This window comes from Castellaniella defragrans, assembly GCF_014203015.1.
In the GTDB taxonomy this organism is placed as follows: Bacteria; Pseudomonadota; Gammaproteobacteria; order Burkholderiales; family Burkholderiaceae_B; genus Castellaniella; species Castellaniella defragrans.
Genome location: NZ_JACHIB010000018.1, coordinates 15,947 through 28,817 on the forward strand (window position 1 = coordinate 15,947; position 12,871 = coordinate 28,817).

Annotated in this window: 9 protein-coding genes and 1 pseudogene; 7 read left to right on the forward strand and 3 right to left on the reverse strand. The window is 70.4% G+C overall.

Annotated features, from left to right (window positions below):
• Positions 1-61: 61 nt before the first annotated feature.
• Positions 62-2,104: an OPT family oligopeptide transporter gene (locus tag HNR28_RS14500; protein ID WP_151023774.1), complete on the reverse strand. Its 2,043-nt coding sequence runs from the start codon at positions 2,102-2,104 to the stop codon at positions 62-64.
• Positions 2,105-2,273: 169 nt separating this feature from the next.
• Here HNR28_RS14500 and HNR28_RS14505 point away from each other — a divergent pair, with 169 nt between their 5' ends.
• The 7 genes from HNR28_RS14505 to cysG all read left to right on the forward strand — a co-directional run bounded on the left by HNR28_RS14505 (position 2,274) and on the right by cysG (position 12,262).
• A complete protein-coding gene (locus tag HNR28_RS14505) occupies positions 2,274-2,456 on the forward strand; it encodes a type II toxin-antitoxin system HicA family toxin (RefSeq protein WP_084330515.1) in 183 nt (60 codons plus the stop codon).
• 24 nt (positions 2,457-2,480) lie between these two features.
• Positions 2,481-2,870: a type II toxin-antitoxin system HicB family antitoxin gene (locus tag HNR28_RS14510; RefSeq protein ID WP_043680621.1), complete on the forward strand. Its 390-nt coding sequence runs from the start codon at positions 2,481-2,483 to the stop codon at positions 2,868-2,870.
• 287 nt (positions 2,871-3,157) lie between these two features.
• Positions 3,158-5,755, forward strand: coding sequence for a DNA mismatch repair protein MutS (gene mutS, locus HNR28_RS14515; protein WP_151023773.1), 2,598 nt, complete (start codon positions 3,158-3,160; stop codon positions 5,753-5,755).
• A 103-nt stretch (positions 5,756-5,858) separates the two neighbouring features.
• The gene (locus HNR28_RS14520) at positions 5,859-7,070 is read left to right on the forward strand and encodes a cupin domain-containing protein (protein ID WP_151023772.1); all 1,212 of its coding nucleotides are present in this window, start codon (positions 5,859-5,861) and stop codon (positions 7,068-7,070) included.
• 146 nt (positions 7,071-7,216) lie between these two features.
• Positions 7,217-9,019, forward strand: a complete 1,803-nt coding sequence (locus HNR28_RS14525; protein WP_043680615.1) for an assimilatory sulfite reductase (NADPH) flavoprotein subunit — start codon at positions 7,217-7,219, stop codon at positions 9,017-9,019.
• 76 nt (positions 9,020-9,095) lie between these two features.
• Positions 9,096-10,814, forward strand: coding sequence for an assimilatory sulfite reductase (NADPH) hemoprotein subunit (gene cysI, locus HNR28_RS14530; protein ID WP_052355605.1), 1,719 nt, complete (start codon positions 9,096-9,098; stop codon positions 10,812-10,814).
• Entirely contained in the window at positions 10,811-12,262 is a 1,452-nt protein-coding gene (gene cysG / locus HNR28_RS14535; RefSeq protein WP_052355604.1) for a siroheme synthase CysG, read from the forward strand. Before cysI ends, cysG begins: the two co-directional genes overlap by 4 nt.
• 118 nt (positions 12,263-12,380) lie before the next feature.
• On the opposite strand, the pseudogene HNR28_RS14540 reads toward cysG, so the two are convergent.
• Both HNR28_RS14540 and HNR28_RS14545 read right to left on the reverse strand, forming a co-directional pair.
• Positions 12,381-12,591: pseudogene (locus HNR28_RS14540) on the reverse strand (BrnA antitoxin family protein).
• A complete protein-coding gene (locus HNR28_RS14545) occupies positions 12,575-12,844 on the reverse strand; it encodes a BrnT family toxin (RefSeq protein ID WP_043680612.1) in 270 nt (89 codons plus the stop codon). Before HNR28_RS14545 ends, HNR28_RS14540 begins: the two are co-directional and overlap by 17 nt.
• Positions 12,845-12,871 lie beyond the last annotated feature (27 nt).

Below are 12,871 nucleotides of genomic sequence, written 5' to 3' on the forward strand. Positions count from 1 at the left end.
GGCCATCCTGCAAGCGTCCGCGCAGCCTGCAGGCCAACGCGGCGTCCCTCCCTCCGACGCCTCACCCCCTCCCAACCGCCCCCGCCGCCCCCAGCACGCGCCGCACGAACACGACACACATGAGGACGAAAGCCAGCAGCCCGATGAGGGTGGCGATCGGCGCGAACCCGGGACCCGCCACGGCCAGTGGCGCATCGCCGCCGCCGGAGGCCATGGAACCGACGATCACGATGGCCAGCACCACGCCCACCAGGCTCTCGCCCACGATCAGCCCCGAGGCGAACAACGTCCCCGTGCGTTCGCTTGCCTGCTCGCAGCGGGCGCGGTCCGCACCGGCCTGCAGCGCCTGGGCGCGGACGCGGCCCCGCACGAACCACGAGATCAGGGCGCCGACGAACAGCGCCGTGGCCACCGTGGGCGGCAGGTAGACGCCCATGGCCACCGCCAGCGGCGGTACGCGAAACCGGCTGAACCGGCCGAGAATCCAGTCGAAGACGATCAGCGCGGCCCCCACCAGCACGCCGATGCGGATGTACGTCCAGTCGAGCGTATGGCTGAACAGGCCCTGCGCAATGGTGATCATGAGCGATGCCTGCGGCGCGGCCAGGGCCTGCGCGGGATCCATGCCCTCGCGCGGCAGGCTGCCGATGAAGCCGTACGCCTCGTAAAGCAGCCCCAGCACCGGCGGGATCGTCACCGCGCCGATCACGCAGCCGATGATCAGCGCCGCCTGCTGGCGCCACGGAGTCGCGTGCACCAGCCAGCCCGTCTTCAGGTCCTGCAGGTTGTCGTTGGAAATCGCCGCCACGGCCACGACGACCGAGGTGCAGAACAGCGCGAGCGCCGTCATGAACCGTACGGATTCCGGCCTGCCCAGCAGGTCCTGCGCCTGGCCGATGCCGATGAAGATCATGGACGAGGCCAGGATGGCGATCACGGCGATGCCGGAGATCGGGCTGGCCGACGACCCGACGAGGCCTGCCATGTAGCCGCAGGCGGCCGCCACCAGGAAGCCGAAGACGAAGGCGAGCACGACACCGGCCACGACCAGGGTCCAGGCGGCCAGCGTGGGCAGGCCCGAGTCCGCCACGAAGGACTGGAAGGTCGCGCCCAGCAGCAGGATCATGAGCAGCGTCAGCTTCAGCAGCAGCCTGGGCGGCAGGTCGGCGTCGGTGCGGTCCAGCCCCGACTCGCCCGGCCCTTGCTTGAACACCGACAGGGAAATCCGCATGCCCTCGACCATCGGCCGGATCAGCGTCAACAGCGTCCAGACGGCCGCCACGGCGATCATGCCTGCACCGATCAGGCGCACCTTGGAGACCCAGACGCCGGTGGCAAAACTGGCCAGGCTGGCGCCCTCGGGCACGGACGAAAGCCACGTCAGCCAGGGAACGGCCACGCCCCAGGCCAGCACCACGCCCAGCAGCATCGCCACGCCGCCGACGATGCCGACGAGATAGCCCGCCCCGACCAGCGCGAAGGACAGGCCCAGGGGCAACTGGAACACGGCGCGCCCGATGCTGAACCAATGGCTCACGCTGTCGCCAGCCACGCGCAGGCCGCTCGTCAGCAGGCTGAAGCCGCCCGCCAGCACTCCGCCCAGCATGATCTCGCGCAAGCCGCCGGCCGGCCGGGTTTCGCTGCCATCCTCACCGCCCGGCTTCTGCCCGACTTTCAGGATCTCGGCCGCGGCCACGCCTTCCGGATACGGCAGTTCGCTGTTGACCACCAGCGCGCGCCGCAGCGGCACGGTGAACACCACGCCCAGAATCCCGCCGCAGGCGCAGATCATGGCGGTCTGCAGCAAGGGGAACCCCGTCCAGTATCCCATCATCAGCAGCGCCGGCAGCACGAAAATGACGGCGGACAAGGTGCCCGCCGCGGACGCCTGCGTCTGGACGATGTTGTTCTCCAGGATATTGGAGTCCCGGAACGCCCGCAGGACCGCCATGGAAATCACCGCCGCCGGGATCGAGGACGCGAAGGTCAGGCCCACTTTCAGGCCCAGGTAGACGTTGGAGGCGGTGAACACCAGGGTGATCAAGGCGCCCAGGATCACCCCCCGCAGGGTGAGTTCCTTCAGCGATGCGTGCGACTTGGGCATGATGGTGTGCGATCCTCGGGGGAAAACAGTCATCCGCGCATTGTATCCACCCGCAGCAACCCGCTGTGAAACAGCCCTTTCAAACCGCCACCCGATCTTTGTTGAATACCGGCTTTCTCCAGTGCCTATCATCATTGTGTATTCTTGTGTGTTGTGTATAATTACACAAATGAACAGCACAGACCTTATCAAGCAACTGAAGGCCGACGGCTGGTATCTGGTGCATACCGTTGGGTCGCATCACCAGTTCAAGCATCCGACCAAGCCCGGCAAGGTCACGGTGCCCCACCCTAAGAAGGAACTGCCCCTACCGACACAACGCAGCATCCTCAAACAGGCCGGTCTCCGATAAACGACCCGGCCAGGAGAAACCCCCATGCTCTATCCGATCCACGTGCACAAGGACCGCGACAGTGCCTACGGCGCGTCCTTCCCCGACTTCCCCGGCTGCTTTGCCGGCGCCGACGAATTGCAGGATCTGCCCCGCGCCGCCCAGGAAGCCGTCGAGGCGCACTTCCATGGCGAAACCGAAGCGATCCCCGGGCCCAGCGCACCCGAAGCCTGGAAAGGTCACGAGGACTTCGAGGGCGGCTTTTGGATGATGGTGGATATCGACCTGTCCAAGGTCAACACCAAGGCCGTTCGCCTGAACATCAGCCTGCCGGAAAACCTGGTGCATCGCATCGATGCCATGGCCAAGGCCCAGCACTTATCGCGCTCCGCCTTCCTGGCAAAAGCAGCCGAGCGAGAAATGGCGGAAACTTGAAGTGAGGGCCCGAGTCCGGCACTCCTTCGCTGCTTGCGCAACAACGCACATTACCGCCACAACCAGCGCTGTCGCGCCCCCTGTTTTCTCAGCTGCCTGCGCGGCAGCAAACGGCATCATCCAGATTGCGGACGGCCTGGCGCATTTCTAAGCTGCCTGCGCGGCAGCAAACAAAGGGTCCCCGTGCCAGAACCATCGCTCACTGACACACCCCTCCCCCTGACACCCCCGCCCCATTGAACGATAATACGTACCTCCCCGTTCCACCCCCTGTCAGCATTCCGTCCATGTCCACCCCCGATCTCTCCGGCCACACCCCCATGATGCAGCAGTACCTCCAGCTGAAGGCCCAGGCCGGGTCGCATCTGCTGTTCTACCGCATGGGCGACTTCTACGAGATGTTCTACGACGACGCGGAACGCGGGGCGCGGCTGCTGAACCTGACGCTGACCAAGCGCGGCACGTCCAACGGCGCGCCGATCCCGATGGCGGGCGTGCCGCACCATGCCATGGAAAGCTACCTGGCGCGGCTAGTGGCGATGGGTGAATCCATCGCCATCTGCGAGCAGATCGGCGACCCGGGCGCCAGCAAGGGGCCGGTCGAACGCCGGATCGTGCGGGTGGTGACGCCCGGCACGCTGACCGACGACGCGCTGCTGCCGGCCGACGACGACCGCCGGATCGCGGCCCTGATCACGGGGCGCGGCCACGGGCGCGAGACCGTGGGGCTGGCCTGGATGAACCTGGCCAACGGCGACTTCAAGGCCTGCGAATCGACGCCGGAGCTGCTGGACGCGGAGCTGGGCCGCATCGCGCCCGCCGAGCTGGTCTGCGCGGAGCAGGCGGACACCGGGACGCTGGAGGCCTGCGGCCTGGACGCGGCGATCAGCCGGGTGCCGGACTGGCACTTCGAGGCCGACGGCGCGCGCGACACGCTGCTGCGCCATTTCGGCGTGAACGACGTGGGCGCCTTCGGACTGGACCACCTGCCGCTGGCGACGCGGGCGGCGGGCGCGCTGCTGCGGTACGTCGGGGCGACGCAGGCCCAGGCGCTCAACCATGTGCACAGCCTGGCGGCGGACGCGGGCGGCGACTACGTGGTGCTGGACCCGGCCACGCGGCGCAACCTGGAAATCACGGACACGCTGAACGGCGGCGACGGTCCGACGCTGTTCAGCACACTGGACCACGCCCGCACGCCCATGGGCAGCCGTCAGCTGCGCCGCTGGCTGCAGGCGCCGCTGCGCGACAACCCGCAGGCGCGCGCCCGACAGGACGTGATCACGCAGTTCCTGCGGGCGCCGGACGCCGATGGCGCGCTGCGCGCCCTGCGCGACGCGCTGCGGCCGCTGCCCGACCTGGAGCGCATGGCGACCCGCCTGGCGCTGGGCACGATCCGCCCGCGCGAACTCGCCAGCCTGCGCGAGGCGCTGGCGGGGCTGGACGCGCTGGCGCAGGCCACCGCATCCGCCTTCGGCGCCCGGGGGCTGCTGGCCGACTGCCTGCGCGACGTGCCCGTGGACCCGGCGCTGCACGCGCTGCTGGCGCGGGGCATCGCCGCCGAACCCGCCCCGATGGTGCGCGACGGCGGGGTGATCGCCCCGGGCTACGATGCCGAACTGGATGAACTGCGCCAGCTGGCGGGCGACAACGGCGCCTTCCTGCTGGAAGTCGAGGCCCGCGAGCGGGAGCGCACCGGCATCGCCAACCTGCGGGTGGAATACAACCGCGTTCACGGCTTCTTCATCGAGGTCACGCGCGGCCAGGCCGACAAGGTGCCCGACGACTACCGCCGCCGCCAGACGCTGAAGAACGCCGAGCGCTACATCACGCCGGAACTGAAGGCCTGGGAGGACAAGGTGCTGTCGGCCCGGGACCGCGGCCTGGCGCGCGAGAAACTGCTGTACGAGCGGATCCTGGCGCAGGCGGCGGAGCACGCCTCGGCCCTGGCGCGCAGTGCCGCCGCCCTGGCGCGGATCGACGCGCTGGCCGGGCTGGCCCACCACGCGCGCGCCCACGGCTGGGTGGCGCCGGAGCTGTCCGACGACGTCTGCCTGGACATCCAGGCGGGCCGCCATCCGGTGGTGGAACACAGCATCGAGTCCTTCACCCCGAACGACTGCCGCATGGACGAAGAGCGCCGCATGCTGCTCATCACGGGGCCGAACATGGGCGGCAAGTCCACCTACATGCGCCAGGTGGCGCTGATCGCGCTGCTGGCGCGCGCCGGCAGCTACGTGCCCGCCGCGCGGGCGCGCATCGGTCCGGTGGACCGCATCTTCACGCGCATCGGCGCGGCCGACGACCTGGCGGGCGGGCGCTCGACCTTCATGATGGAGATGATGGAGGCGGGCGTGATCCTGGGGGCGGCCACGCCGCGCAGCCTGGTGCTGATGGACGAGATCGGCCGGGGCACGTCCACCTACGACGGCCTGGCGCTGGCCTGGGCGATCGCCCACCGGCTGCTGACGCACAACCGCGCCCTGACGCTGTTCGCCACGCACTATTTCGAGATGACCCGGCTGCCGGAGACGGCCCACGGGGTGGTCAACGTCCACCTGGCGGCGGCCGACGCGCCCGACGGCGTGGTCTTCCTGCACGAGGTGCGCCCGGGGCCGGCCAGCCAGAGCTACGGCCTGCACGTGGCCCAGCGCGCGGGCATCCCGCCGGTGGTGATCCGCCACGCGCGCAAGGAACTGGCCGAACTGGAGGCCCGCAACCGGGCGGGTTCCCAGCTGGCGCTGTTCGTGCAGCAGGCCGAGGACGAGTCCGGCGGCGACCCGGACGCACCGCTGCGCGCCGCCTTGCAGGCGCTGGAGCCCGACAGCCTCAGCCCGCGCGAGGCGCTGGAGCTGATCTACCAGCTGCGCCGCGACTTTCTCTGATGGATACGCGCGCGGCCCGGACCGGAATCCAGTCCGCCGCGCATGCGCGGTGCCCGGTCCGCCGGCCCGCCCGCCCCCCGAGGACACCCCAGGACACCCCGCCATGCACACCCCGACCCCCGCTCCCGCGATCCCCGACATCGACCGGCCCACGCCGCTGCTGGGCGGCCTGACGCCGCAGGAATTCATGCGCGACTACTGGCAGAAGAAGCCCCTGCTGGTGCGCCAGGCCATCCCCGGCTTCCGGCCCCCGGTCACGATCCGCGACGTGCAGACGCTGGCCCGCCGAGAAGAGGTCGAGTCCCGCCTGATCACCCACGGCGAGCGCGGCTGGTCGCTGAAGCATGGGCCGTTTCGCCGGCTGCCCCCCGCCACGCAGCCGAACTGGACGCTGCTGGTGCAGAGCGTGGACCTGCACGACGACGCCTCGGCCGCGCTGATGCGGCAATTCCGCTTCATTTCCGACGCCCGGCTGGACGACCTGATGATCAGCATCGCCACCGACGGCGGCGGGGTCGGGCCCCATTACGACAGCTACGACGTGTTCCTGCTGCAGGGCCACGGCCGGCGCCGCTGGCGCACCAGCCGGCAGGCCGACCGCGCGCTGGTGCCGGGGCTGCCGCTGAAGATCCTGGCCGATTTCCAGCCGGACGCGGACGACGTCCTGGAACCGGGCGACATGCTGTACCTGCCCCCGCACGTCTGCCACGACGGCGTGGCCATCGGCAACGACTGCATGACGCTGTCCATCGGCTTCCGCGTCCCCAGCCAGGCCACCCTGGCCCGCGGCCTGCTGGAAGCGGCCGCCGACCAGATTTCGGCCCAGCACCTGGGCGACCCGGGGCTGTACGGGCACCCCTGCCTGCCCGGCCCGGACCTGGCCGCGCTCTACACCGACGCCGGCGCGCCCGCCACGCGCACTCCGGCGGCCCTGCCCGACTCGCTGGTGCAGGCCACGCTGGACACCCTGTCCAGGATCCGCCTGGACCACGCGGTGGCGGCCCGGTTCCTGGGCCAATGGCTCACCTCGCTGCCCGACAGCGCCCTGTTCGATCCGGCCGACGAACCCCTTTCGCTGAGCGCCGGGGTGCCCGCGGCGGGCCGGCTGGTCCTGGACCGCTGCACGCGGCTGATGTACTGCGACCGGCAGCTCTTCATCAACGGCGAGGTCGCGCCCCTGGCGGCCGCACCCGGCCTGGAGGCGCTCGCCGACCAGCGCGCGCTGGAGGCCGACGCGGTGCGCCGCCTGGCCCCCGGGACCCTGGCCCTGCTCGACGAATGGCTGGCGGAAGGCTGGCTCCACTGGGAAGCGTGAACCCGGTCCACGCCGCGCCTTGCAAGGCGCTCCTATTCGTCAGGCAATTTGCTTATGCCCGCATAAAAACATAAGCATCGGTTCGTTCACGATATGAAGGAAGCGTCCCAGAATGGACGCTTCCTTCATTTTCACAAGACCGTGCCATGCTCGCGCCGAACTACCTGCCCGAAGCCCATCATTCCCTGATCGCCGAACTGGCCGACACCCTGGAATCTTCCAGCCTGCACTGGCTCTCGGGCTATTTCGCGGGCGTCGCCCAGGCGCGCCAGCCCGCGCGGGAAACCGCGCCCCCGCTGGCGGTGGCCGCCGCCGCGCCCGACGCGGCGCAGCGCCTGACCATCCTCTACGGCAGCCAGACGGGCAATGCCAGGCGCATCGCCACCGCGCTGCACGAGCAGGTGCGCGCCCAGGGGCTGGAGGCGCGCCTGGTGCGGGCCGACCAGTACAAGACCAAGGAACTGAAGGACGAGCAGCTGCTCTACGTGGTCATGAGCACCCAGGGCGACGGCGATCCGCCGGACGATTCCATCGCCTGGGTCGAATTCCTGCTGGGCAAGCGCGCGCCGAAGCTGCCGCGGCTGAAATACGCCGTGCTGGGCCTGGGCGATTCCAGCTATCCCTCGTTCTGCGGCATCTCGCAGAAGATCGACGCGCGCCTGGCCGAACTGGGCGCGCAGCGCCTGCAGGACGCGGGCGCGGCCGACCTGGACATCGAGACGGTCGCCGCGCCCTGGCAGGCCCGCGCCCTGGAACAGGCGCGCGAGGTCCTGAAATCCGCCGCGCCGGCCGCCTCCCAGGCCACCGTGACGCCGCTGCGCCCCCAGGCCGAGAAGTTCACCCGCGACCATCCGTTCCAGGCGGAAGTCCTGCTGAACCAGCCCATCACCGGGCGCGACAGCGACAAGGACATCCGCCACCTGGAGCTGTCCCTGGACGGCAGCAAGCTGCAGTACGAGCCCGGCGACGCCCTGGGCGTCTGGCCCGTGCAGGACGACACCCTGGTCGCCCGCGTGCTGGAAGCCACCGGCCTGAACGCGATCGACCCCGTCGAGCACCAGGGCGTCCAGCGCCCGCTGGGCGAATGGCTGGGCCGCTACCGCGAACTGACGGTGCTGACCCGTCCCTTCCTGGCCGCCCTGGCGGAACGCGCGCAGAGCGGCGAGCTGGCGGCGCTGCTGGCGCCGGACGCCCGCGAGCGCCTGGCCGCCTACCTGGGCACGCACCAGTTGATCGACGCGCTGCGCCAGTGGCCGGCGCGCTGGACCGGGCAGGCCCTGGTGGCGGCCCTGCGCCCGCTGACCCCGCGCCTGTATTCCATCGCCTCCTGCGCGGCGGTGGCCGAGGACGAGGTCCACCTGACGCTCGGGCACGTCGCCTTCGAGCTGGAAGGCGAATCCCGCTGGGGCGTGGCCTCGCACTTCCTGGCCGAACGGGCCGAGGGCGACACGATCCCGGTCTTCATCGAGGAAAACACGCGCTTCCGCCTGCCGGCCGACGCCTCGCGCGACATCATCATGATCGGCGCCGGGACCGGGGTGGCGCCGTTTCGCGCCTTCGTCCAGGCCCGCGCCGAGGCGGACGCCCCGGGCCGCAACTGGCTGTTCTTCGGCAACCCGCACTTCACCAGCGATTTCCTCTACCAGGTCGAATGGCAGCAGGCGCTGAAGGACGGCCACCTGGATCGCATCGACCTGGCGTTCTCGCGCGACCAGGAGGAAAAGATCTACGTCCAGCACAAGCTGCTGGCCCAGGGCGCCGACGTGTACGACTGGATCCAGGCGGGCGCCCACGTCTACGTCTGCGGCGACGCCGACCGCATGGCCCGCGACGTGCACGCCGCCCTGCTGGAGATCGCCCGCGACCACGGCGGCCTGGACGAGGAAGGCGCCCGCCAGTGGCTGGACGACCTCGCCGCGCAAGGCCGCTACGCGCGCGACGTGTACTGAACGTCCCGCTCCCGTCCCATTCCCTGGCCGGGGTTCGCGCCCCGGCCAGTTTCCTATTCGACTCCGACACCACGACATGAGCATTTCCCCCCTGTCCCCCCTGGAAGACATCAAGACCCGCAGCCGGTTCCTGCGCGGCACCATCGCCAAGGAACTGGAAAACCCGGTCACCGGCGCCATCCCCGAAGCCGACACCAAGCTGCTGAAGTTCCACGGCAGCTACATGCAGGACGACCGCGACATCCGCGACGAGCGGCGCAAGCAGAAGCTGGAGCCGGCCTACGCCTTCATGGTGCGCGCGCGTCTGCCGGGCGGCGTGATCAGCCCCGACCAGTGGCTGGCGCTGGACGAACTGGCGCAGAAATACGCCACGCGCGGCCTGCGCATCACCACGCGCCAGACCTTCCAGTGGCATGGCATCCTGAAGCGCAACCTGCGCGCCTTCATGCAGGGCATCCACGACGCCCGCGCCACCACCATCGCCGCCTGCGGCGACGTCAACCGTCAGGTGATCAGCTCGGTCAACCCGCACCTGTCCAGCCAGCACGCGCTGACGCAAGCCTGGGTGCAGCGCCTGTCCGACCACTTCCTGCCGCGCACCAGCGCCTACGCCGAGATCTGGCTGGGCGGCGAGCAGGTCGGCGAAGCGGTCGACGAGGAGCCCATCTACGGCAACGATTCGGCCTACCTGCCGCGCAAGTTCAAGATCGGCATCGCCATCCCGCCGACCAACGACTGCGACGTCTTCGCCAACGACCTGGGGCTGGTCGCCATCATCGAGAACGGCGAACTGCAGGGCTTCAACGTCGCCGTGGGCGGCGGCATGGGCGCCACGGCGGGCGACCCGACCACCTACCCGCGCCTGGGCACGCTGATCGGCTTCACCCGGCCGGAACACGTGGTCGCCGTGGCCGAGGCCGTGGTCACCCTGCAGCGCGACCACGGCGACCGCAAGGAGCGCCAGCACGCGCGCCTGAAATACACCATCGACCGCCTGGGCGTGGACTGGTTCCGCGAACAGGTCGGCCTGCGCGCGGGCGTCCCCCTGGAGCCCCTGCGCCCCTATCGCTTCGCACACAACGGCGACCGTTACGGCTGGTCGCGCGGCGAGGACGGCCGCTGGCACCTGGGGCTGTACATCGCCTCCGGCCGCCTGTGGGACCAGGACGGCCTGCGCCTGCAGACCGGCATGCGCGAGATCGCCCGGGTGCTCCAGGGCGAATTCCGCCTGACCTGCAACCAGAACCTCGTGATCGCCAACGTGGACGAGGCCGACCGCGCCGCCATCGACGCCCTGGTCGAAGAATACGGGCTGGACGGCTACAAGGAACAGAGCGGCATCCGCCGCCACCACATCGCCTGCGTCGCCCTGCCCACCTGCGGCCTGGCCATGGCCGAGAGCGAGCGCTACGCCCCCGTCCTGCTGCCCAAGCTGGAGGCCCTGCTGGATGCGCACGGCCTGCGCGACGCGCCCATCCTGCTGCGCCTGTCGGGCTGCCCGAACGGCTGTTCGCGCCCCTACCTGGGCGAAATCGCCCTGGTGGGCCGCGCCCTGGGGCGCTACGACCTGCGCCTGGGCGCCGATTTCATCGGCGAGCGCCTGAACGTCCTGTACCGCGAAAACGTCGCCGAGGCGGAGATCCTGTCCAGCCTGGACGCCCTGTTCGGCCAGTACGCCCGCGAGCGCGTCGCGGACGAAGGCTTCGGCGACTTCCTGGTGCGCGTCGGCGTCATCCAGGCGGATCCGCGCGGCCCGCATGCCGCGGTTCCCGACCGCAAGGCGAGTGCCGCATGAACCACTTCCCGCTGTTCGCCGACCTGAAGGAGCGCACCGCCGTCGTCGTCGGCGCGGGCCTGGTGGCCGAGCGCAAGATCGCCCTGCTGCGCGCGGCCGGCGCCCGGGTGATCGTCAGCGCCCGCGCGGCCCATCCCCAGGTGCTGGCGCGCGCCCGCGCGGGCGAGATCGAGCTGCGCCTGGGGGAATTCGATCCCGCCCTGCTCGACGAGGCCTGGCTGGCCGTCGCGGCCACCAGCGACCGCGCGCAGAACCGGCGGGTGGCCGACGCCGCCGCGGCGCGGCGGCTGTTCTGCAACGTCGTGGACGATCCGGAGCTGTCCAGCGTCCAGGTGCCGGCCATCGTGGACCGGTCCCCCATCACCATCGCCATTTCCTCGGGGGGCGCGGCGCCGGTGATCGCCCGGCGCCTGCGCGAACGCATCGAATCGCTGTTCGACCCGGCCCTGGGCGCGCTGGCCGCGCTGGCCCAGCGCAAGCGGCCGGCCATCCGCCAGGCCCGGCCGCAGTTGCGGCCGCGCCGGGATTTCTACGACTGGCTGCTGGACGGTCCCGTCCTGGGCGCTCTGCGGCGCGGCCGCGCCGGCGAAGCGGAAGCCCTGCTGGACCAGGCCCTGGCCGCGCGCAATCCGCCCCCGGCGGGCAAGGTGCTGCTGGTCGGCGCCGGCCCCGGCGACCCGGGCCTGCTGACCCTGCGCGGCCTGCGCGCCCTGAACGAGGCCGACGTGATCCTGGCCGACCGGCTGGTGAGTCCCGCCGTCCTGGCGCTGGCGCGGCGCGACGCGCAGGTGATCGACGTGGGCAAGGCGCCCGGCGGCCCGCACGAATCCACCCAGGCGCGCATCCACGCCCTGATGGTGTCGCACGCCCGCCAGGGGCGCTGCGTGGTGCGCCTGAAGGGCGGCGACCCGATGGTCTTCGGGCGCGGCGGCGAAGAGCTGCAGCACCTGAAGCGCCACGGCATCGCCTACGAAGTCGTGCCCGGCATCACCGCCGCCCTGGCCTGCGGCGCCTACGCCGGCATCCCGCTGACGCACCGCGGCCACGCCCAGTCCCTGACCCTGGCCACGGCGCACCGGCAGGCGGGCGCATCCGGGCGGGACCGGCCCGCCGCTTCCGGGGACGGCGGCGACGGCCGGACCCGGGTGTACTACATGGGCGTGGAACGCCTGCCCGAGCTCAGCGCCCGGCTGCTGGCCGAAGGCCACGCCCCCGGCCTGCCCTGCGCCCTGGTGGAAAACGGCTCGCGCCCGGAACAGCGCACCCTGCACGCCACCCTGGGTTCGCTCGCGCACGCCGCGCAGCGCCACGCCATCCGGTCCCCCGCCCTGGTCATCGTCGGCGCAGTCGCCGCGCTGGGCCCGGACCTGGCGTGGTTCGGCGAAACCGTGCAGGCGGAGACGGCCTCGGCCGGCGATTCCGCCGCGCGGCAGCAGGCCGCCGCCTGAGCATTCTTCTTGTGGCACGGCCCGTAGAGGGCCGTGTCAGCCGTACGACGCGGGCTGGATCTTCGTAAAGCGATCCGTCAAATCCGGAAAGTTCGGGCTTTTTTCCACCGACCGCCGCCTACGCCCGTCCTTCGCCAGTCACGGCCTTCTTGAGAGCCTCATTCATCCTGGTCTGCCAGCCTGGGCCGCCCGCCTTGAAGGCATCGATCACCGCCTTGTCGTAGCGGATCGGTTCCCGGTTCGTAGGTATCCGGATCCGCGGCAATGCCGCGGTCGATCGCCGCGTCCTCCACGGACGTCGGCAGGATCAGCTTACGTTTGCTCGACATAGTTCCGTACCTCTCGTGAATCGGCCTTGCGCAGACTGATGACGTGCATCTTGTCTTCGCGCTGCGTGAACACCACGCAGTACAAGCGGTCGTCGATGACCGCATAGCCGATTTCCCGAACCTCGCCGTCATCCTGGCGCGTGTCGGGCTTGGCCATCACCTCCGGCCAGTCGATTCCCTGGGCCAGCGACAGCGAGATGCCATGCTTGCGCTGGTTGCTCTTGTCCTTGGCCGGATCGAAGGCGATTTCCATATTATTGTTGTTGTAGTTACGAAAAAT

What these genes read in the sequence shown, in the direction of transcription:
- HNR28_RS14505 (WP_084330515.1), top strand. Translation starts at nt 2,274, where the DNA reads ATGAACAGCACAGACCTTATCAAGCAACTGAAGGCCGACGGCTGGTAT.
- cysI (WP_052355605.1), top strand. Translation starts at nt 9,096, where the DNA reads ATGAGCATTTCCCCCCTGTCCCCCCTGGAAGACATCAAGACCCGCAGC.
- HNR28_RS14500 (WP_151023774.1), bottom strand. Translation starts at nt 2,104, where the DNA reads ATGCCCAAGTCGCACGCATCGCTGAAGGAACTCACCCTGCGGGGGGTG.
- HNR28_RS14525 (WP_043680615.1), top strand. Translation starts at nt 7,217, where the DNA reads ATGCTCGCGCCGAACTACCTGCCCGAAGCCCATCATTCCCTGATCGCC.
- mutS (WP_151023773.1), top strand. Translation starts at nt 3,158, where the DNA reads ATGTCCACCCCCGATCTCTCCGGCCACACCCCCATGATGCAGCAGTAC.
- HNR28_RS14520 (WP_151023772.1), top strand. Translation starts at nt 5,859, where the DNA reads ATGCACACCCCGACCCCCGCTCCCGCGATCCCCGACATCGACCGGCCC.
- HNR28_RS14545 (WP_043680612.1), bottom strand. Translation starts at nt 12,844, where the DNA reads ATGGAAATCGCCTTCGATCCGGCCAAGGACAAGAGCAACCAGCGCAAG.
- cysG (WP_052355604.1), top strand. Translation starts at nt 10,811, where the DNA reads ATGAACCACTTCCCGCTGTTCGCCGACCTGAAGGAGCGCACCGCCGTC.
- HNR28_RS14510 (WP_043680621.1), top strand. Translation starts at nt 2,481, where the DNA reads ATGCTCTATCCGATCCACGTGCACAAGGACCGCGACAGTGCCTACGGC.